Raw genomic sequence first — 18,766 nt, 5'->3', positions numbered from 1 at the left:
CGCCACCTCCGGTCTGGTTCGCGCCAGCAGCACCAGGGCCTCGAAGGCCTCCGATGGCGCGAAGAAGCACATCCTCGCGCCACCTCTGGCCGAAAAAGGAGAGAAGGATAAGCATGGCCCGCTATACCGGCGCGGACTGCAAGCGCTGCCGCCGTGAGAAGACGAAACTGTTCCTCAAGGGCAGCAAGTGCGAGTCGCCCAAGTGCCCGATCGAGATCCGCCCCTACCCGCCGGGCGAGCACGGCCGTGGCCGCACCAAGGACTCCGAGTACCTGCTGCAGAAGCGTGAGAAGCAGAAGTGCGCGCGCATCTACGGCATTCTGGAGAAGCAGTTCCGCGGCTACTACGACGAGGCCAACCGGCGCACCGGCAAGACCGGTGACGAGCTGCTGAAGATCCTTGAGTCGCGGCTGGACAACGTCGTGTACCGCGCCGGCTTCGCTCCTTCCCGGGACGCCGCGCGCCAGGCTGTCCGCCACGGCCATGTCGTGGTCAACGGCGGCAAGGTCGACATCCCCAGCTATCGGGTCAGCGAGAACGACATCGTCGAGATCGCACCCAAGGCGCGCGAGCTGACCCCGTTCATCATCGCTCGGGAGACCGCCGGCCAGCGCACTCCGCCGCCCTGGCTGGAGGTCATTCCCAGCCAGCTGCGGGTGCTGGTGCACTCGCTGCCGGCCCGTCAGGTGATCGACACCCAGGTGCAGGAGCAGCTCATCGTCGAGCTCTACTCCAAGTAGGCCGCGCCCGTCCGGGGCTCGCTGTCGGGCCCCGGTGCGGACGTCGCGTTCCAGATGGTCCACACTGGAACGAGTACGACGTGGACGGGACGGACAGAGGCCCCCTCCACGGGCTCCGACCGGAGCCACAGGTCACGGCGTCATATAGCGGTCGCCGTGTACGGAAGGACGTACCCCATGCTTATCGCCCAGCGTCCGACGCTGATCGAGGAGTCGATCTCGGAGTTCCGCTCGCGGTTCGTCATCGAGCCGCTTGAGCCGGGTTTCGGCTACACCCTCGGCAACTCGCTGCGCCGGACCCTGCTGTCCTCCATCCCCGGCGCGGCGGTGACCAGCATCCGTATCGACGGGGTGCTGCACGAGTTCTCCACCGTCCCCGGTGTGAAGGAGGACGTCACCGACCTGATCCTGAACCTGAAGGAACTGGTCGTCAGCTCGGAGAACGACGAGCCGACCGTGATGTACCTGCGCAAGCAGGGCCCGGGAGTGGTGACCGCGGCGGACATCGCTCCGCCGGCCGGCGTCGAGGTCCACAGCCTCGACCTGGCGCTGGCCACCCTCAACGACAAGGGCAAGCTCGAGATCGAGCTGACCGTCGAGCGCGGTCGCGGCTACGTCAGCGCCGCCCAGAACAAGCAGCCGGGGCAGGAGATCGGCCGGATCCCGGTGGACTCCATCTACTCCCCGGTGCTCAAGGTCACCTACAAGGTCGAGGCGACCCGTGTCGAGCAGCGCACCGACTTCGACCGGCTCATCGTGGACGTCGAGACGAAGCAGTCGATCTCGCCGCGGGACGCGATGGCCAGCGCCGGCAAGACGCTCGTCGGCCTCTTCGGCCTCGCGCAGGAGCTGAACGCCGAGGCGGAGGGCGTCGACATCGGCCCGTCCGCCGCGGACGCCGCGCTCGCCGCGGATCTGGCACTGCCGATCGAGGAGATGGACCTCACCGTCCGTTCCTACAACTGCCTCAAGCGCGAGGGCATCCACACCATCGGTGAGCTGGTGTCCCGCAGCGAGGCGGATCTGCTCGACATCCGCAACTTCGGGCAGAAGTCGATCGACGAGGTCAAGACGAAGCTCGCCGCGATGGCTCTCCAGCTCAAGGACTCCCCGCCCGGGTTCGACCCGCGGCACGCGGTGGACACCTACGGCACCGACACCTACTCGGCGGCTCCGTTCAGCGACTCCGCTGACGACAGCTCTGAGTTCGTCGAAACCGAACAGTACTGACGAACAGGCACCCAGAGAACAACAGCACCCAGCAGGCAGCACCGAAGAGGCAGCAGAGCTCAGCCCGAAGGCGGCGCGGTATCATTGCCGCGCCGCCCGATGGTCTGCATCTACTGATCTTCGTTTTTGCGTGATCGTCGACGGCGGTTGCGTGCCCCCAGGCGGTGGCCCGCCCACGAGCTCGGGGTCTTCCTAAGGATTCCGGCGAAGCCATCCGGCGGGATAGAAGGATCGAGGAGTACCTGTCATGCCCACGCCTACCAAGGGCCCCCGGCTCGGTGGCAGCCCCGCACACGAGCGGCTGTTGCTGGCCAACCTCGCCACCGCGTTGTTCGAGCACGGCGGCATCACCACGACCGAGGCCAAGGCGAGGCGGCTGCGCCCGTACGCCGAGAGACTGGTCACCTTTGCCAAGCGCGGCGACCTGCACGCCCGCCGACGTGTGCTCAGGTTCGTCCGCGACAAGTCCGTGGTGCACGTCCTGTTCACCGAGATCGGCCCACGCTACGCGGACCGCAACGGTGGCTACACCCGCATCGTCAAGCTCGGGCCCCGCAGGGGGGACAACGCCCCGCTGGCCCGTATCGAGCTGGTCGAGGCCCTGACGGTCGCTCAGCAGGCGATCCAGGAGGCCGAGCAGGCCCGAGGCACCCGCTTCGCTCCCCGTCGCCGCCCCACCGGCGCGACGGCCGAGGCCGCGGCCGATCTGGCGAAGGAGTCGCCCACCGCGGCAGCGGTTGCGGCCGAGGCCGAGGCGGCCGCCGAGGCGGAGGCGACCCTCACCGAGGCTGTTGTCGCCACGCCCGCTGACACCGATGCCGGTGCCGAGTCGGCGCAGGCGCTGTCGGTGGAGGAGAGCGCCGACGATACGCCGCAGACCCCCAAGGCCGACTGAGTCCGCAGGGGCGGCTGAGCTGTCAGGGGCGGCTACGCCTTCAGAGGCGACCGGGCCTGGCCGGCAGGCCGAAACCAGCTGAAGTCAGATGAGCGGTCGGGGGTCCGTCCCCTGGCCGCTCGTCTGATTTGGCCGCCGTCAGGCGCTGGCCCGCAAGGCGGCCTCCAGGCGTCAGTCGGACGGCACGGACTCCGTCCACGATCGTTCTGCGGGTCCTGGCCCAGGACGGGGCCTGATCCGGGCGACCGCGTCACCGGGTGCGTTTCCTGGCCGCATGGGCGCGTATCCGGCGGCAGACCTTTAATGATCTTCCTGGTGGTGTGTGCGCCTCTCCCGTCGATTCGCACGTCCCAACGCCCGCGCAGTGCTTCGGCAGATGACGCCTGGTCGCACGACGGTTGCGCTGGCCGCTTCGACGGGACCCGCGTCGCACCGGCCTACCGTCCGGCGGAGGATGATGGGTCTCATGTTTCGCGCGCCACCGTGATCCCGGTGATACCCGATGTGCTTACATCATCATCTTCTTTGTATCCTGCGGGACGATACGACCCGAAGTATGATCGGCGACCGTGTAACCCGAATCGTCAGGAAGCGGTGAGCGCTGTCGACGGCCTGCTCCGGCTACGCCTCGATCTCGCGTATGACGGGACCCCGTTCGCGGGGTGGGCGCGTCAGCCCGGGCAGCGCACCGTGCAGGGTGACGTCGAGGACGCGCTGATGCGGGTGGCACGGCTGCCGGCGGTCCGCCTCACCGTGGCCGGACGTACCGATGCCGGCGTCCACGCCCGCGGCCAGGTGGCCCATGTGGACATTCCCGACGACGTCCCGCTCGGCGGGCTTGCGCGCCGGCTCAACGGCGTACTCGACCGCGCTGTGCGGATCACGGCCCTGGCGCCGGCCCCGCCGGGTTTCGACGCCCGCTTCTCCGCGCTGTCCCGCCGCTACGTCTACCGGATCGGTGACGCGCCGTACGGGGTTGATCCGCTGCGCCGACACGACACGCTGGCCTGGCCGCGTCCCCTGGACGCCGAGCGGATGGCCGACGCGGCCCTGGCCCTGGTGGGGGAGCGCGACTTCGCCGCCTTCTGCCGGCGCCGGGAGGGCGCGACCACGGTGCGCACGTTGTTGCGCCTGGACGTGGCCCGGGTACCCGACGGCCACGACGGTGTGGTCGTCGCGGACGTGGAGGCGGACGCCTTCTGCCACTCCATGGTGCGGGCCCTGGTCGGGGCGCTGCTGGCGGTGGGGGAGGGGCGCCGCCCCCACCACTGGCCGGCGGACGTCCTCGCCCGCGGCGTCCGCGACCCGGCGGTGACGGTGGCCGCGCCCCACGGGCTGACCCTCGTCGAGGTCCGCTACCCACCGGACGCGGAGCTGGCGGCCCGGGCGGCGGTGACCCGGGCGGTGCGGGTGCCCACGAGCCCGTCCGGATAGCCGTCAGAGCAGCGGCGCCGCTCTCGGCCGGCCGTGCGTGCCGTGCCCGGCGGCGGGGAACCGGTTTCGGGGGCGGGGGACTCCGGGGCGGGGAATCAGCGCGGCCCGTGGCCGGCCAGGACCCGCTGCGAGATCGGCTGGCTGGCCAGCAGGGCGAGGTCACGACGTGCCGTGGTCAGCGCCAGGTCGGTCGGGGCACCCTCGGCCCCGTCCGTGTAGGCCAGCTGGATCACGATCAGATAGTGCCCGCTCACGGGGGCGGTCCGCCAGGAGTTGTCACCGGCCGGGTTCGTCACCGTCGCGCCGGGAAGCGACTCGGCCGGCACCGGCAGGGCCGGTACACCGCCCCGGCCCTCGGTGACGGCCCTGGCCGCGTTCACGGCGGTGCTCGCGTCGTTCAGGACGAGTACCGAGGTGGCCGCGAGCACCCGACGTCCGGAGGTGTCCGGCTCGGACAGGTACACCGCCCGGACGAGCTGCCGGCACCGGTCACCCGAGAGCGTGTTGGTGAGCTCGCCGGTCAGGTCCGGGCAGCCCGCGTCCAGCTTGTGCGCCAGCCGGGTGTAGGTGTGCAGGTTGAGGGTGACCCGGGGGGAGCCGAAGAACTCGGCTGCCGTGACCGGATCGGAGTCCGTCCGGGCACTGTTGATGAAGCTGGGGTTGGCCGCCGGCGCGGTGCTGGCCGTGGCCGACGGGCCTTTGGCATCGTCCCGGTCGCGACCCGCCAGGACGGCGATGGCCGCGAGGAGCACGACCGCGACGGCACCGATGATCATGATCGGTCTGGTGAGGCGGCCGATGGACAGGCGCCGCCCACGGGGAGCCGTACCGCTGGCGGGGCCACGGCCGGCGTCGTCGGCGCCGGGTGCGGCTGCCCGTGGGACGAACGCGACCGTCTGGTTGCGCTGGTCGCGCGCGTCCCCCCCAACGGAGGGCACGCTTGCGGGGCTTTCGGGCGACGCCGGGGTGGCCGGCGCTGCCGCGGTTTCCGTCGAGGTCTCCGAATCCCCCGGCGGTGCCGGGGCTTTCAAGGGGTTCGGGACCGTCGGTAGCGCTGAGCTCTTCGAGGGGGACGAGGCCGCTGACGGTGCCGAGGCCCGCGGTGGGACCGGGGGCTCGGAGGGCTCCGGGGCTTCGGCCGGCAGCCGGGTCGTGGCGGGTGCCGGAGAGCCGGCTGCCGGCTTGCCAGCGGCGCCGTCCTTCCTGCCCACTGGCACCGTGTCCCTGCTTGGCGTCACGCCGCCTCCGCCTCCGCCGCCTGGCGTCTCCGGCGCTGTGCCGCTGGTGGGCGCCTTCGGCGCTGTGCCGCCGCCTGGCGTCTCCGGCGAGCCGCTGGCGCTGGTCGACGGTGCGTCGTCCGCCGGCTGGCCGGCCGCTGGTCGTTCGCCCGCTGGCTGTTCCGCTGGTTGCCCGTCCGCCGGCTGGTTGTCCCGCGGTGCGGAGTCGGTCTCGCGGGTCGTGGGCGGGGTGGCGGCTGGCATGAGCACACTGTCCAGCGGCTGGACCGCGACCGTCCTGTCGAAGATCCCGGCGTCGGACGTCCACACGGGTCTGCGGATGGAGGCCGGCAACGTGTTCAGCGGGCCGAACAGCGGGTCGTCCGCCGGTGGGACCCATGGAACCACTGGATCCACCGTCTCGGCTGGATCCACTGGATCCACAGCCTCGACGGCGTCTCCCGAGGCGCCTGGTGGCTGCTCTGGCTTCTCGTCCATCCCCCGTAGACTACGATGTCCGACAGATCTTCGTAATGTTGAATGATCATTATATGGATGATCAGTGCGTGGGGGTCTCCGGTCGGTCGTGCCGATCGCCTGGTAGCCTCAAAGACTGCCGCTCATGGCAGGTAGCGGGGTCCGTATTCGGTCGCGCATCCTGACGCAGCCGGCGGCTTCCGAGCCACTCACCTGAGCGACTCGAAGGCACGACACGCATCCGCTGACAAGAAAAGGCAGACCTGTGCGCACGTACCAGCCCAAGCCCACAGACGTCCAGCGTGCCTGGCATGTCATCGATGCCACGGACGTGGTGCTCGGCAGGCTGGCCAGCCAGGCCGCCCATCTGCTGCGTGGCAAGCACAAACCGACGTTCGCCCCGCACATCGACACCGGCGACTTCGTCATCATCGTGAACGCCGGCAAGGTGGCCCTCAGCGGCAACAAGCGCGAGCAGGCCAAATACCATCGCCACTCCGGCTATCCCGGCGGTCTGCGCAGCGTCTCCTACGGGTTGCTGCTGGACACCCGGCCGCAGCTCATCATCGAGAAAGCCGTCAAGGGCATGCTGCCGAAGAACAAGCTGGGCCGGGCGCAGGGCACCAAGCTGAAGGTCTACGCCGGGCCGACGCATCCGCACCAGGCCCAGCAGCCCCAGCCGTTTGAAATCACCCAGGTCGCGCAGTAAGCCGCGGACCATCTGACCAGGAAGGACAGACGACGTGGCTGTCGTGACCGACACCCAGGGCAATCCCCGCGCCACCGGCCGGCGCAAGGAGGCCGTTGTCCGGGTACGCCTGCTGCCAGGCAGCGGCAAGTGGATTCTCAACGGGCGCTCCCTGGAGGACTACTTCCCCAACAAGGTGCACCAGCAGCTGGTCAACGAGCCGCTCAAGGCGGTGGACCGGGCCGAGTCCTACGACGTGGTCGCGCGGCTGCATGGCGGTGGGGTCTCCGGCCAGGCCGGCGCGCTGCGGCTCGCGCTCGCCCGGGCGCTGATCACCGCTGAGGAGGAATCCCGCCCGGTGCTGAAGAAGGCCGGTTTCCTGACCAGGGACGCCCGGGTCAAGGAACGGAAGAAGTACGGCCTGAAGAAGGCCCGGAAGGCACCCCAGTACAGCAAGCGCTGACGTTCCGGGATCGCCCCCGCTTCGTCCTGCTCGTTCGGACCGTTCGTTCGGAATATCGTTTGCGCGCTCCGTAGCCCGCGTGGCATCCACCCGGGCTACGGAGCGCGCGTCTATGCTTCTCCTTGCGTGTTCGCATACCCCAGGCGTGTCCTGGGGTGACGAGCGTGTGATCGAGCTTCTTCGCACGCGTCCGGAAGCTCCCAGGGCATTCGCCGGGCCGAGGAGCGTGTACGAAGAGCGCGTTCGCGCTTTCCCTCGCGCGCCCGCGGGCCGTCACGATGCCGGTGGCCTGGCGAGCGTGCGGCCATGGTCTTCATTCATGCCCTCGACAGGTCCCGGGGAATCCGGCGGGACCGCGGTCCGCGGGTGACGTCCGACACGGGATGAGCTGACGGCGGTGACCACATGGTGAGGCTTTTCGGTACCGACGGCGTTCGCGGGGTCGCCAACGTCGATCTCACGGCCGAACTGGCGCTGGGGCTGTCGGCGGCAGCCGTGGGGGTGCTCACCGAGCATCGTCCGCCCGGCTCCGGGCGCCCGACCGTGGTGGTCGGACGGGACACCCGTCCCTCGGGGGAGTTCCTGGAGGCTGCGGTCGTCGCCGGGCTCGCCTCGGCCGGCGCGGACGTGCTGCGCATCGGGGTGGTTCCCACGCCCACGGTGGCGCACGCGGTCATCAGTTCGGGGGCAGACCTCGGCGTGATGCTCTCGGCAAGCCACAACCCGATGCCGGACAACGGCATCAAACTGTTCGCCGCGGGCGGGCAGAAGCTGCCGGACGAAATCGAGGACGAGATCGCCGAACGCCTCGCCGCGCCGGTGCCCAACCGTCCCACCGGTGCGGCCATCGGCCGGGTCCGCGACGATCAGGCCCTTGTCGAAGGGTACGCGCGGTTCCTGCTGGCGGCCGTTCCCGCCGCGCTGACCGGCCTGCGGGTCGTGGTCGACTGCGCACAGGGAGCCGCGTACACGCTGGCGCCGCGCGTGCTGCGGGACGCCGGGGCCGACGTGGTCGCCCTGCACGCGGACGGGGACGGCACCCGGATCAACGACGGTTGCGGCGCCACCCATCTTCAGGCCCTCCAGGCGGCGGTGCTCGAACACGGCGCCGACGTCGGTATTGCGCACGACGGCGACGCCGACCGGTGCCTGGCCGTGGACGCCAACGGCGAGATCGTCGACGGCGACCAGATCCTCGCCCTGTCCGCGCTGGGGCTGCGCGAGCACGGCGAGCTCACCGACGACACGGTCGTGGTGACGGTGATGTCGAACCTGGGCTTCCACCACGCAATGCGGGATGCCGGGATCAACGTGGTCGCGACCCCGGTCGGCGACCGCTACGTCCTGGAGGCCATGCGCGAACGAGGGCTTGCCCTCGGCGGGGAGCAGAGCGGGCACGTCCTCTTCCTCCAGCATGCGACGACCGGGGACGGGCTGCTGACCGCCCTGCAGGTGCTCGGCCGGATGGCCGAGACGCAGCGTCCGCTCGCGGAGCTCGCCAAGGTCATGACGAGGCTGCCGCAGGTGCTCGTCAACGTCTCGGGTGTGGACCGGTCGAAGGTGTCCACGTCGCCGGAGCTCGCCGCCGCGGTCGCCGCGGCCGCGGCCGAGCTCGGGGACGACGGCCGGGTCCTGCTGCGTCCGTCCGGCACGGAACCGCTGGTCCGGGTCATGGTGGAGGCGCCGACCGGGGAGCAGGCCCAGGCGGTCGCCACCCGCCTGGCCGCGATCGTCCGCGACGCCCTGGGCTGAGGAGCCCTGGTTGAGGCGTCCTGGTTGAGGAGCCCTGGTTGAGGAGCCCTGGTTGAGGCGCCCACCGCGCTGCCCGCGGGCTCGCGCGTCCGAAGCGCTATTACCAGCGGCGAACGCGGCTATTACCGTCAGCGAACGCAAAGGCACGTAATGAGTCCTCTCCGGTGGGCCCGGGCCGCTGATTGCGTACGCTGACCGCATGTGTGGGATCATCGGGTACATCGGGGGACAGCCCGCGCTCGAGGTGGCTCTGGCCGGGCTTCGCCGGTTGGAATACCGGGGCTACGACTCGGCGGGCGTGGCCGTGGTCGTCGACGGCGGGCTGCATACTCTGCGCAGAGCGGGCAAACTGGCCAACCTGGAAAAGGCGCTGGCCGAATCGGCGACCAGCCCGCGGGGAACCGTCGGTATCGGTCATACCCGCTGGGCGACGCACGGCGGGCCGACGGACACCAACGCGCATCCGCACACCGACTGCACCGGCGCCATCGCCGTGATCCACAATGGGATCATCGAGAATTTCGCGAGCCTGCGGGCCGGCCTCGAGCGCGACGGGCACGAACTCGCCAGCGAGACCGACACCGAGATCGTCGCGCACCTGCTGGAGGACGAACTCGCCGCGGTGAGCGCCCCGGACGGGACCGCTGGGGCTGGGGCCGCTGAGGGAGCCGAGACGGCCGGGGCGAGCCGGCTGACCGAGGCCTTCCGCCGGGTGTGCCGCCGTCTGGAAGGCGCCTTCACGCTGGTCGTGGTGCACCGGGACCATCCCGACGTGGTGGTCGGGGCGCGGCGCAACAGCCCGCTCGTGGTCGGCGTCGGCGCCGACGAGACCTTCCTGGCCAGTGACGTCGCGGCCTTCATCGCGCACACCCGCAGCGCCGTGGAGATCGGCCAGGACCAGATCGTCGAGGCCCGCCGCGATGGCGTGACTATCACCGACTTCGCCGGCAACCCGGTCGAGGGCCGTCCGTACCACGTCGACTGGGACGCCAGCGCCGCGGAGAAGGGCGGCCACCCCTACTTCATGCTCAAGGAGATCAGCGAGCAGCCGACCGCCCTCGCCGACACCCTGCGTGGACGCCTCTCCAACGACGCCGAGATCGTCCTCGACGAGGAACGCCTGTCCGCCCAGGACTTCCGTGACGTGGACAAGGTGTTCATCGTCGCCTGCGGCACGGCCTACCACGCCGGACTCATCGCCAAATACGCCATCGAACACTGGACGCGGCTGCCCTGCGAGGTGGAGATGGCCTCGGAGTTCCGCTACCGCGACCCGGTCCTGGACCGTTCCACGCTTGTCGTGGCCATCAGCCAGAGCGGTGAGACGCTCGACACCCTGATGGCGGTCAAGCACGCCCGGGAGCAGAAGGCCCGGGTGCTGGCGATCTGCAACACGAACGGGTCGACGATCCCGCGGGAGTCCGACGCCGTCCTGTACACCCGCTGCGGCCCCGAGGTCGGGGTGGCCTCGACGAAGACCTTCCTCGGCCAGGTGGCCGCGTGCCTGCTGGTCGGGTTGTACCTGGCGCAGGTCCGGGGGGTGCTCTACGGCGACGAGGTCGCCCGGTACGTCGAGAAGCTGCAGGCCATGCCCGCCCTGGTGCGCCAGACCCTGGCCACGATCGAACCGATGCGGGCGCTTGCCCGCACCCTCGCCGACGCCAGGGCCGTGCTCTTCCTCGGCCGGCACGTCGGCTATCCGGTCGCTCTGGAGGGCGCTCTCAAGCTCAAGGAGCTCGCCTACATGCATGCCGAGGGTTTCCCGGCCGGGGAACTCAAACACGGCCCGATCGCGCTCGTCGAGGAGGGGCTGCCGGTCGTCGTCGTGGTGCCGTCTCCGCGGGGGCGTTCGCACCTGCACAGCAAGATTGTTTCCAACATCCAGGAGGTTCGGGCCCGCGGTGCGCGGACCATCGTCATCGCGGAGGAGGGCGACACCGTTGTGGAGCCCTACGCCGAGCATCTGATCCGGGTGCCGGCGACGCCGACCTTGTTCGCCCCGCTGGTGACGACGCTGCCGTTGCAGGTCTTCGCCTGCGAGCTGGCTCTCGCCCGCGGCCTCGATGTCGACCAGCCGCGAAATCTCGCCAAGTCCGTCACCGTCGAGTAGCCACCGCGGGCGGGTCGTCGCGAGGCCGGTGCCGACCGGATCCTGTACAGGACGGCTGGGACCGGGCTGACGAGGACGGGACGGTCTGTCCCAGCTTCCGTTCCCAGCTCGTCGCGTATCCGCGCTGACCAGGCTTTGTTCGTGCCGGCCGGGCCTGTCGCCCGATGGTGGGCGGATAAGGTGGTGGGGCGGATGTGCCGGCCCTGGTTCATCCAGGTGGTGAACGGTATATCTCCGTTGGGCTCGCTGCGTCGGGGTCGCTGCGCCGAGGCCTCGCCACCGATCTGTTCCACGGATCCGCTCCGCTGATCTACGGGGTCCTGTTGAGGATTCATCGAGGGATCGTCGGGAGCAGCATGACAAGTTGTCGAATATTTGGTTTTCGGAGTGAAATCGGCGACAAATCCGGCTGGCTGGCGTTCTTCTGTTGACCTGAGTCAATGCCGGCTAAGAAACTTTCTCCAGGCTCACGGACGGGCCGGTCGGCTCCCCGGGCATGAGGAGCGCCGCCCGAGGGCCGTAAGGGGAACAGAACCGGAACAAAATCAGATGCACCGGCTCCCGCGAGCGATTCGGGCGGCCCAGCTCCCGCGGATGACTGGACTGGTTCTCGAGCCCGCCCGGCCGGTAAAGCCGATCCGACGGGCTCGCCGGGCGCGGGAAGAACATGATCGCGCCGCTGCTGACCCGCCGACCACGGTCAGCCGCGGGCGTGTGGCCCACGGTTGACCACCGGCCGCTGTCGCCGTCCGTACCGCGGGCGTGTCCACGGGTGGTCCGGCCAGCCGATGATCATCGGGATCGTATGGCTGGATCGTCCGCCCGTTCGTGCACGCCCCGCCCTGGCGGTCCAGGTCCCGTATCCGACGGGACTGTCGACCGTCGCCGCGGGCGCCGTGACCCCGCGTCCGCGGCGACAGGCCGCTACCGGCGGCGGTGGGCTGTCGGGAGGAAACATCCCTTCTGGTCGTCTGGTAGGCCTCCCGCGTGGATGTCTCTGTCGGTGGACGTCGAGGGACGCACTACAGCCCGTGGCCGCTGGGCTCGGTTCAGGCCGGGTCGGGACCGGGACTCATCCGATCGGATGCGGACGCCGCCAGCGTGCCGCGGCCTCGCGCAGATCCATGGCCAGGACGTCGTTGACGGCGGCACTGGTCGACCACCAGGTCGACCAGTGCCGGCCCGTCCAGGCTCTCGAGGAAGTCACGCAGGTCGATGGGCTGGCCGTCGGCGTCGTAGAAGCCGTCGTCGCTGTCCTCGTCGGGGTCGATGGCGCCCGTGGCCACCAGCGCCAGCGCGACGGCGTGCGCGCAGAACTGTTCGACGGCGCCGGTCGGACAGGTGCAGGTCGAGCCCGGTGTTCCGTCGATCACCGAGAGCTGGGTGTGGGTGAGCTGGTCGCCGTCCACGGTGCCGGACGCGCTGCTCGGCCGGATTCTCAGGTCGCCGACCCGTCCCTGCAACGCGAGGGCGACGCCGCGGGTGAACTCGCCCAGGCCCGCAAGGCGCGCGCACTCGTCCTCGTCGAAGACTGCATGCAACGGTGTGATGGCGATGTCGTCATGTCCGTTTGGCCCCGACTGGTTGACGATCATCGGGTAATTCTACGAGACATGCCGTCTGCGGGTACGCGGCCCTGGCGGTCGGCCACAGCTCACGGCCCTGGTGCGCGGCCCTGGCGGTCGGCCCGGTCCACTGTCGCGGCGCACGGACGACGTGATCCCGCGACGGCCGTGCGCTCGCGCCACAGCCGCGACCGGTGACCGGCCGTGGCACGAGCCGCCGCCGTGCCCGTGCCTGGCAGGCTCGGGCGCACGGCCGTGGCGCCCGTTGCCGCGGAAAGCTGACCACAAGCGCTGCGACGTGGCCGCTGGCCGTCTGCCGAGGACCATCGTCTCCGCGTGGGTACCGGCCGGTTGTCCGTGGGCATCGAGGGGACGGGCGGGACGGCCCGCCGGGAAAGACGAGAGCATGGCGGCATGAGGTCTGCGCACACCGTCGCTCAGGTCCGTCAGGCCGAGGCGCGGCTGCTCGCCAGCCTGCCCCCGGGCCTGCTGATGCAGCGGGCCGTGCACGGGCTGCTGTCCCACGCGGCCCGCCGACTCGGGCGAGTGTACGGCGCCCGGGTCGTTGTGCTGGCCGGTGGCGGCGACAACGGCGGCGACGCGCTGTGGGCGGGCGCGCGGCTGGCCGCCCGGGGCGCCCGGGTGGACGCGCTCGCCCCGGGCCGGACGCATCCCGCCGGGACGGCGGCGCTGCTCGCCGCGGGTGGCCGCCTGCACACGGTGCCCGGCCCCGAGCCGGCTGACGGGCAGCCGCCGGGGCCTGGGACACCGGCCGGTGACGACACGGCCGCACGGCTGCTCGCCACGGCCGACCTCGTCCTTGACGGTCTGCTCGGTATCGGTGGCAAGGGCGGTCTGCGGCCGGGGTACGCCTGGCTGGCGGTACGCGCCCCCCGGGAACGGACCGTCGCCGTGGACGTCCCGAGCGGGGTGGACAGCGACACCGGGGCGGTGGTCGGCCCGGCGATCCACGCGAGCAGCACGGTGACCTTCGGCACCTACAAGCGTGGCCTGCTGGTCGGGGCCGGGGCGGAGCACGCGGGCGAGGTGGAACTGGTCGACATCGGTCTCACCCTCCCGGCCGCGGACCTTGTCGCGCTGGACGACGCAGACGCGGACCTCCTCCTGCCCGTCCCCGCGTCGACGGACTCCAAGTACACCCGCGGGGTGCTGGGCCTGGTCGCGGGCAGTGACAGCTACCCGGGTGCGGCCGTGCTCGCCACCGGCGGGGCGCTGCGCGCGGCCGCGGGCTACCTGCGGGTGGTCAGCACCCGGGTGGCCGCCGACCACGTACGCAGGGCGCATCCCGAAGCGGTCGTCACCGAGATCGACCCCGGTGACGCCGACGCCGTCCTCGCGGCCGGGCGGGTACAGGTGTGGGCCGTTGGTTCGGGGCTGCCCGCGGACGGGCACACCGCCCGGATCGTGGCCGCCCTGCTGACCGCCGACGTTCCCCTGCTGCTCGACGCCGGCGCTCTGGGCGTGCTGGCCCAGGATGCCGGATACGCTCGCGCGCTGCGGGAGCGCGCCGCGCCGACCCTGCTCACACCGCACGAAGGCGAGTTCGTCCGGCTCGTGGCGGCACTCGGCTGGAACACGGAGACGACCGTGGGCGAACTGGCCGCGGACCGGCTCGCGGTGGTGCGCCGCTGCGCTGCCGAACTCGGCGCGACCGTTCTGCTGAAGGGCAATCGCACCCTGATCGTCGACCGGGACGGGCTGGCACGGGTGAACACCACGGGCACGCCATGGCTTGCCACGGCCGGCAGCGGGGACGTCCTGACCGGCCTGTGCGGCTCGTTGCTCGCCGGTGGCCTCGATGCGCTGGACGCTGGCAGCGTGGGCGCCCATCTGCACGGCCGGGCGGCCTCGCGCGCGGGCCGTCCGCTGGCGGCGTCCGACCTGCCCGCGCTGCTGCGGCAGCGCCGGACGCGGTGACGGCCGGGGGCCGACATCGACAGTCGTGGCTCCTTGCGTCCGTTGTCCTGTCTGTCGCACGGCTCCTCCTGTTAGTGATCAGTTGTTAGTGATCGGCGGCTTCCGGTTGCCTGGGCCTCGTGGCCTGGCGTCCGCGGCGTGACGGACCGGCCGCCGGAGCACCGGGAGGCAGCCTGTGGCCGCGGGGATCCCGGGCGCGGAAAAGCGTGATCGTGCTGTCTGTCGTCGCCGGGGTGAACAGCCCAGGGCGATACCCCGACGGTGCGCTCCGTGTCCCCGGTGCGCCAGCCCCGCGGCGCACCTGTGGACAACCGGCTGTTGTCCACAGCCCCGGCCGGCGGCCTCGGCAGGGCACCGTCGGCTGTGCTGTCATCGACATCCCGGCGCTGACATCCCGGCCGGGCCCGGCCGTCGCAGCACGCCACGGTCCACCGGCCGTGACGAGGTGAGGTGAAATGATCTCAGGGTCTCCCGCTCGGGCACCGGCGACTCCGACGATCTTGTTACCGTCGAAGTGCGGCGCGCCACGACATCCCGACACGGGTCGACACAACTGGCCGAACAGGTCAGGAAGGCTCCGGATGACAACGCAGAGTGAAGGTTTGCGCGCCTGCGCCATCGTGGACCTGGACGCGGTCCGTGCGTCGGTGGCGACCCTGGTCGCCCGCGCCGGGAACGCCGCGACCATGGCGGTGGTGAAGAGCGACGGCTACGGGCACGGGATGTCCGCGTGCGCACGCGCCGCTGTGGAGGCGGGCGCGAGTTGGCTCGGGGTCGCCGTCATCGAAGAGGGGCTCGCGTTGCGTGCCGCCGGTTTCACTGTCCCGGTCTTCGCCTGGCTCACCGCCCCGGGAGAACCGCTCGCCGACGCGCTCGCCGCCGACATCGACCTCTCCGCGTCGGCTCCCTGGATGCTGGCGGAGATCGCCGCGGCTGCCCGACACACCGGCCGGCGAGCCCGCGTCCACCTCAAGGCCGACACCGGCCTGGGCCGAGGCGGCGCCACCGAGGCGGACTGGCCATCCCTGTGCGACGCGGCGGCGGCGCTGGCCGCCGAGGACCTGATCGAAGTGACTGGCGTGTGGAGCCATCTGGCCTTCGCCGACTCGCCCGGCCATCCGACCGTCCGCGGCCAGATCGGGCGTTTCGCCGACGCGGTCACCATCGCCGAGAAGACCGGTCTGCGTCCGCAGGTGCGTCATCTGGCCAATTCGGCGGCGACGCTGGTCAGCCCGGATGCCCGTTTCGACATGGTACGTCCGGGAATATCCGTGTACGGGCTGTCGCCAGGGCCGCAGGTCGGTTCGCCCGCGGCCCTGGGCCTGCGTCCGGCCATGACGTTGACCGCCCGGCTCGCGCTGGCCAAACGGGTACCGGCGGGCAGCGGGGTGTCCTACGCCCACCGGTACACCACCGCCGTGGCGTCGACCCTTGGACTGGTACCGCTCGGGTACGCCGACGGCGTCCCGCGGGCGGCCGGCAACACCGCCGAGGTGCTGCTCGCGGGCCGACGCCGGCGGATAGCCGGAACCGTCTGCATGGACCAGTTCGTGGTCGACGTCGGCGATGATCCGGTCCAGGCCGGCGACCAGGTGATCCTGTTCGGGTCGGGGGAGCACGGCGAACCCACCGCACAGGACTGGGCGGACGCCCTCGGCACGATCAACTACGAGATCGTCACCAGGGTCGGTGTCCGGGTGCCCCGCGTCCACCTGAACGCCTCCGACGGGCCGCGGGGCACCGGCCGGCAGGCCCCAGGCGGGCCGGGCGCCGCCCGGCCCGCTCCCGGAATGGCCGGCAGCGCGCCGGCCGCTGTCGGCCCGTCTGATGCCGGTCTGTCCGGCGCTGGTTCGTCCGGTCCAGGCCTTCCCGGTGCCGGCCCGTCAGCGCCAGGATGGCTCCCGTCATGAGCGCTTCCCTGGAAACAGACGGTGTGAAAGCGGGCGGTGCGGGCGGCGCCGCACGGGCCACGGTGGCCGATCGGCTCCTCGGTATCGGCGGCGGTGTCGTCCGGGTGAGCCGTGCCATCACCTGGACGCGGGCGGCCCGGGCGGCGGGGGTCACGGGCCTGGTCACGGCGGCCGTCATAGGCACGGCGGCGGAACGGCGGCTGGCGCGTATCCGTGCCGAGCGGGCCGGCGCGGCCGAGGAGGAGCCGGTCGACCCGGTCGGCGGACGGCCGACCACGGTGATCACCTCTGACGGGGTGCCGTTACACGTGGAGATCGTCGGCGACGCCGACGCACCGCTCACCATCGTGTTCGTGCACGGCTTCTGTGTCAGCCTCGACTGCTGGACGTTCCAACGCCGGGACTTAGCCGACTGCGGTCGGCTGGTGTTCTACGACCAGCGGGCACACGGCGCATCGGGCTCCTCGGAGCTCGCGGGGTGCACGATCGACCAGCTTGGTGACGATCTGTACCGGGTGCTTGGCGAGGTGGTGCCGACCGGCCCGGTGGTGCTCGTCGGGCACTCGATGGGCGGGATGACGATCCTCGCGTTGGCCGACGCCCACCCGGAACTGTTCGAGGACCGGATCGTCGGGGTTGCCCTCGTGTCGACCAGCGCCGGTAGCCTGGCGACGGTCACCTTCGGTCTGCCCGCGACGGCCACGCTGGCGCTGCGCGCCTGCCTGCCCGGCCTCGCGATCGGCATGCGCTACGCCCCGTCGCTGCTGGAACGGGGCCGCCGCCACAGCGGTGACCTGGCCTGGGTCATCACCCGCCGGGTCGGCTTCGGCTCGAGCGAGGTGGAACCGGCCGTGGTGTCGCTCCTGGAGAAGATGGTGACCGCCACGCCGCTGCACGTGGTCGCGGCCTTCTTACCCGCGCTGGTCTCTCACAACAAGCTGCTTGCCGCGGCGGTGCTGGTGACGACGCCGACACTGATCCTCGTCGGTGACGCCGATGTGATGACCCCGGTGGAACACAGCCGTACGCTCGCCGCAGCGCTCCCCGAGGCGGACCTGGTGGTCGTGCCCAACGCCGGCCACAGCGTCCTCCTGGAGCGCCCGGACGAGGTCAACGCGGCGCTGCGTACCCTCATCCAGCGGGCGAGGGTACGTCGGCCGCACCCGGACAACCCGATCGTGCCCGCTCCCCGGGACCACGGGACAGACGACATCCGCGCATGAGTACTCCGCGGCCGACGCCCGTGGGTACGACAGCGGCGACGCCGTCCGGCGGCCCTGACCAGCCCTTGATGTCGACGCCTGTGCGTCGTGGGGTGTGAGCGGGACGGGACACGGACCCGCCGCGGCGGCGACACCACCGGTACGACAGCCTCTGGTGTGAACGGAGCCGGACAGGACATGGACGGCAGGTATCGCCCACCAGCGTCCGTGGGGACGAAGTTGTGGCCCGAGGGCGTGAACATGACGGCCTGAACGTGATGGCCTGGATGTGACGGCATGCGTGCGACAGGTGTGAGCGTGATCTCGTGAGGTGGATGTTGTGAGTGGCCCGGATACACCCCTGCCCCCTCGTGCCTCCCCGCGCGCCGGCGTTGTTGTGGCCAGGGCCAGGAGCAGGGGAGGCGGGCTGGTGGTCGAGGCCGAGGAGGCCGATGACACCCGCGAGGTCGGCAGGCGGCTGGCCGCCGTGCTGCGCGCGGGCGACCTCGTGATCCTCGCCGGGCCGCTCGGCGCCGGCAAGACCGTGTTCGTCCAAGGTGTTGCCGCGGGCCTGGGCGTTGCCGGGGCGGTCACCTCCCCAACCTTCGTGATCGCCCGGGTGCACCGGGGCGGCCGGGTGCCCCTGGTGCATGTGGATGCCTACCGCCTGGGCGGGCTCGCCGAGGTCGAGGACATCGATCTCGATGCCGACGTCGAACGGTCCGTGACCGTGGTCGAATGGGGCTCGGGCCTGGTGGAGGGGCTGGCCGGCACACATCTACGGGTGGAGATCGCCCGTCCCGAGGACGCGGCACCGGCGTCTCCCACCGCCACGGACACCTCCGTCAGTGACGCCTCCATCAGCGCGGACGCCGGTGACAGCGTGGGTGCCCCGGCCAGCGCGGAGGCCGCCGGCGCCGCTGATACGGGTGGGGTGCCCGATGCCGGGGGACAGCGCGTGATCCGCATGGCTGGCAGCGGCGGGGACTGGCCGCGGCGCCTGTCGTTGTTGGTGCCGTTGCCATCGTCGGCGGGACGGCAGTGAGCCCGCCGGTTCCGCCGACTTCGTCGGCTCTGCCGGCCTCGCCGCACCGGCCGGAGCCGAGCCGTCCATGATGGATCATGGAGTGATTTCGCGGTTGGTG

14 protein-coding genes are annotated in these 18,766 nt (G+C 71.2%); 12 read left to right on the top strand and 2 right to left on the bottom strand.

The annotated features are described in order from the left end of the window. The first annotated feature begins 113 nt into the window (after nucleotides 1–113). From rpsD to truA, 4 genes are all read left to right on the top strand, one after another. Complete coding sequence (gene rpsD, locus FSYMDG_RS19370; RefSeq protein ID WP_013875087.1) at nucleotides 114–740, top strand: 30S ribosomal protein S4; 627 nt, start codon at nucleotides 114–116, stop codon at nucleotides 738–740. A 177-nt stretch (nucleotides 741–917) separates the two neighbouring features. Then, nucleotides 918–1,970 (top strand): DNA-directed RNA polymerase subunit alpha, encoded by a 1,053-nt coding sequence (locus tag FSYMDG_RS19365; RefSeq protein WP_013875086.1) that lies wholly within the window; start codon nucleotides 918–920, stop codon nucleotides 1,968–1,970. A gap of 247 nt (nucleotides 1,971–2,217) precedes the next feature. After that, entirely contained in the window at nucleotides 2,218–2,865 is a 648-nt protein-coding gene (rplQ, locus tag FSYMDG_RS19360; protein ID WP_013875085.1) for a 50S ribosomal protein L17, read from the top strand. Between the two features lie 594 nt (nucleotides 2,866–3,459). Beyond that, complete coding sequence (gene truA, locus FSYMDG_RS19350; protein ID WP_013875084.1) at nucleotides 3,460–4,299, top strand: tRNA pseudouridine(38-40) synthase TruA; 840 nt, start codon at nucleotides 3,460–3,462, stop codon at nucleotides 4,297–4,299. A 95-nt stretch (nucleotides 4,300–4,394) separates the two neighbouring features. Here the strand turns inward: truA and FSYMDG_RS23450 are convergent, their stop codons facing one another. Next, nucleotides 4,395–5,924: a hypothetical protein gene (locus tag FSYMDG_RS23450; RefSeq protein ID WP_013875083.1), complete on the bottom strand. Its 1,530-nt coding sequence runs from the start codon at nucleotides 5,922–5,924 to the stop codon at nucleotides 4,395–4,397. Nucleotides 5,925–6,258: 334 nt separating this feature from the next. On the opposite strand from FSYMDG_RS23450, the gene rplM reads away from it, so the two are divergent. The 4 genes from rplM (at nucleotide 6,259) to glmS (ending at nucleotide 11,006) form a co-directional block, all read left to right on the top strand. Then, nucleotides 6,259–6,702: a 50S ribosomal protein L13 gene (rplM, locus tag FSYMDG_RS19340; RefSeq protein WP_013875082.1), complete on the top strand. Its 444-nt coding sequence runs from the start codon at nucleotides 6,259–6,261 to the stop codon at nucleotides 6,700–6,702. A 34-nt stretch (nucleotides 6,703–6,736) separates the two neighbouring features. Beyond that, nucleotides 6,737–7,144 (top strand): 30S ribosomal protein S9, encoded by a 408-nt coding sequence (gene rpsI / locus FSYMDG_RS19335; RefSeq protein ID WP_013875081.1) that lies wholly within the window; start codon nucleotides 6,737–6,739, stop codon nucleotides 7,142–7,144. A 405-nt stretch (nucleotides 7,145–7,549) separates the two neighbouring features. Beyond that, complete coding sequence (gene glmM / locus FSYMDG_RS19330; protein WP_013875080.1) at nucleotides 7,550–8,896, top strand: phosphoglucosamine mutase; 1,347 nt, start codon at nucleotides 7,550–7,552, stop codon at nucleotides 8,894–8,896. A 199-nt stretch (nucleotides 8,897–9,095) separates the two neighbouring features. After that, a complete protein-coding gene (gene glmS / locus FSYMDG_RS19325) occupies nucleotides 9,096–11,006 on the top strand; it encodes a glutamine--fructose-6-phosphate transaminase (isomerizing) (RefSeq protein WP_013875079.1) in 1,911 nt (636 codons plus the stop codon). A gap of 1,049 nt (nucleotides 11,007–12,055) precedes the next feature. Here glmS and FSYMDG_RS19320 read toward each other — a convergent pair. After that, nucleotides 12,056–12,601, bottom strand: a complete 546-nt coding sequence (locus FSYMDG_RS19320) for an SWIM zinc finger family protein (protein ID WP_013875077.1) — start codon at nucleotides 12,599–12,601, stop codon at nucleotides 12,056–12,058. 384 nt (nucleotides 12,602–12,985) lie between these two features. On the opposite strand from FSYMDG_RS19320, the gene FSYMDG_RS19315 reads away from it, so the two are divergent. The 4 genes from FSYMDG_RS19315 to tsaE all read left to right on the top strand — a co-directional run bounded on the left by FSYMDG_RS19315 (nucleotide 12,986) and on the right by tsaE (nucleotide 18,666). Continuing rightward, the gene (locus tag FSYMDG_RS19315) at nucleotides 12,986–14,509 is read left to right on the top strand and encodes an NAD(P)H-hydrate dehydratase (RefSeq protein ID WP_013875076.1); all 1,524 of its coding nucleotides are present in this window, start codon (nucleotides 12,986–12,988) and stop codon (nucleotides 14,507–14,509) included. Between the two features lie 581 nt (nucleotides 14,510–15,090). Beyond that, nucleotides 15,091–16,419: an alanine racemase gene (gene alr, locus FSYMDG_RS19310; RefSeq protein ID WP_013875075.1), complete on the top strand. Its 1,329-nt coding sequence runs from the start codon at nucleotides 15,091–15,093 to the stop codon at nucleotides 16,417–16,419. Beyond that, nucleotides 16,416–17,642, top strand: coding sequence for an alpha/beta fold hydrolase (locus FSYMDG_RS19305; protein WP_013875074.1), 1,227 nt, complete (start codon nucleotides 16,416–16,418; stop codon nucleotides 17,640–17,642). Before alr ends, FSYMDG_RS19305 begins: the two co-directional genes overlap by 4 nt. A 406-nt stretch (nucleotides 17,643–18,048) precedes the next feature. Then, on the top strand, nucleotides 18,049–18,666 hold the full coding sequence (gene tsaE, locus FSYMDG_RS30165; protein WP_043607130.1) for a tRNA (adenosine(37)-N6)-threonylcarbamoyltransferase complex ATPase subunit type 1 TsaE: 618 nt from the start codon (nucleotides 18,049–18,051) through the stop codon (nucleotides 18,664–18,666). Nucleotides 18,667–18,766: the final 100 nt, after the last annotated feature.

The organism is Candidatus Protofrankia datiscae, assembly GCF_000177615.2.
GTDB classification, from domain to species: domain Bacteria; phylum Actinomycetota; class Actinomycetes; order Frankiales; family Frankiaceae; genus Protofrankia; species Protofrankia coriariae.
This window is presented reverse-complemented; position numbering and strand designations above follow the sequence as displayed.

What these genes read in the sequence shown, in the direction of transcription:
- alr (WP_013875075.1), top strand. Translation starts at nt 15,091, where the DNA reads ATGACAACGCAGAGTGAAGGTTTGCGCGCCTGCGCCATCGTGGACCTG.
- glmM (WP_013875080.1), top strand. Translation starts at nt 7,550, where the DNA reads ATGGTGAGGCTTTTCGGTACCGACGGCGTTCGCGGGGTCGCCAACGTC.
- rpsD (WP_013875087.1), top strand. Translation starts at nt 114, where the DNA reads ATGGCCCGCTATACCGGCGCGGACTGCAAGCGCTGCCGCCGTGAGAAG.
- FSYMDG_RS19320 (WP_013875077.1), bottom strand. Translation starts at nt 12,601, where the DNA reads ATGATCGTCAACCAGTCGGGGCCAAACGGACATGACGACATCGCCATC.
- rplQ (WP_013875085.1), top strand. Translation starts at nt 2,218, where the DNA reads ATGCCCACGCCTACCAAGGGCCCCCGGCTCGGTGGCAGCCCCGCACAC.
- FSYMDG_RS19365 (WP_013875086.1), top strand. Translation starts at nt 918, where the DNA reads ATGCTTATCGCCCAGCGTCCGACGCTGATCGAGGAGTCGATCTCGGAG.
- FSYMDG_RS19315 (WP_013875076.1), top strand. Translation starts at nt 12,986, where the DNA reads ATGAGGTCTGCGCACACCGTCGCTCAGGTCCGTCAGGCCGAGGCGCGG.
- FSYMDG_RS19305 (WP_013875074.1), top strand. Translation starts at nt 16,416, where the DNA reads ATGAGCGCTTCCCTGGAAACAGACGGTGTGAAAGCGGGCGGTGCGGGC.
- glmS (WP_013875079.1), top strand. Translation starts at nt 9,096, where the DNA reads ATGTGTGGGATCATCGGGTACATCGGGGGACAGCCCGCGCTCGAGGTG.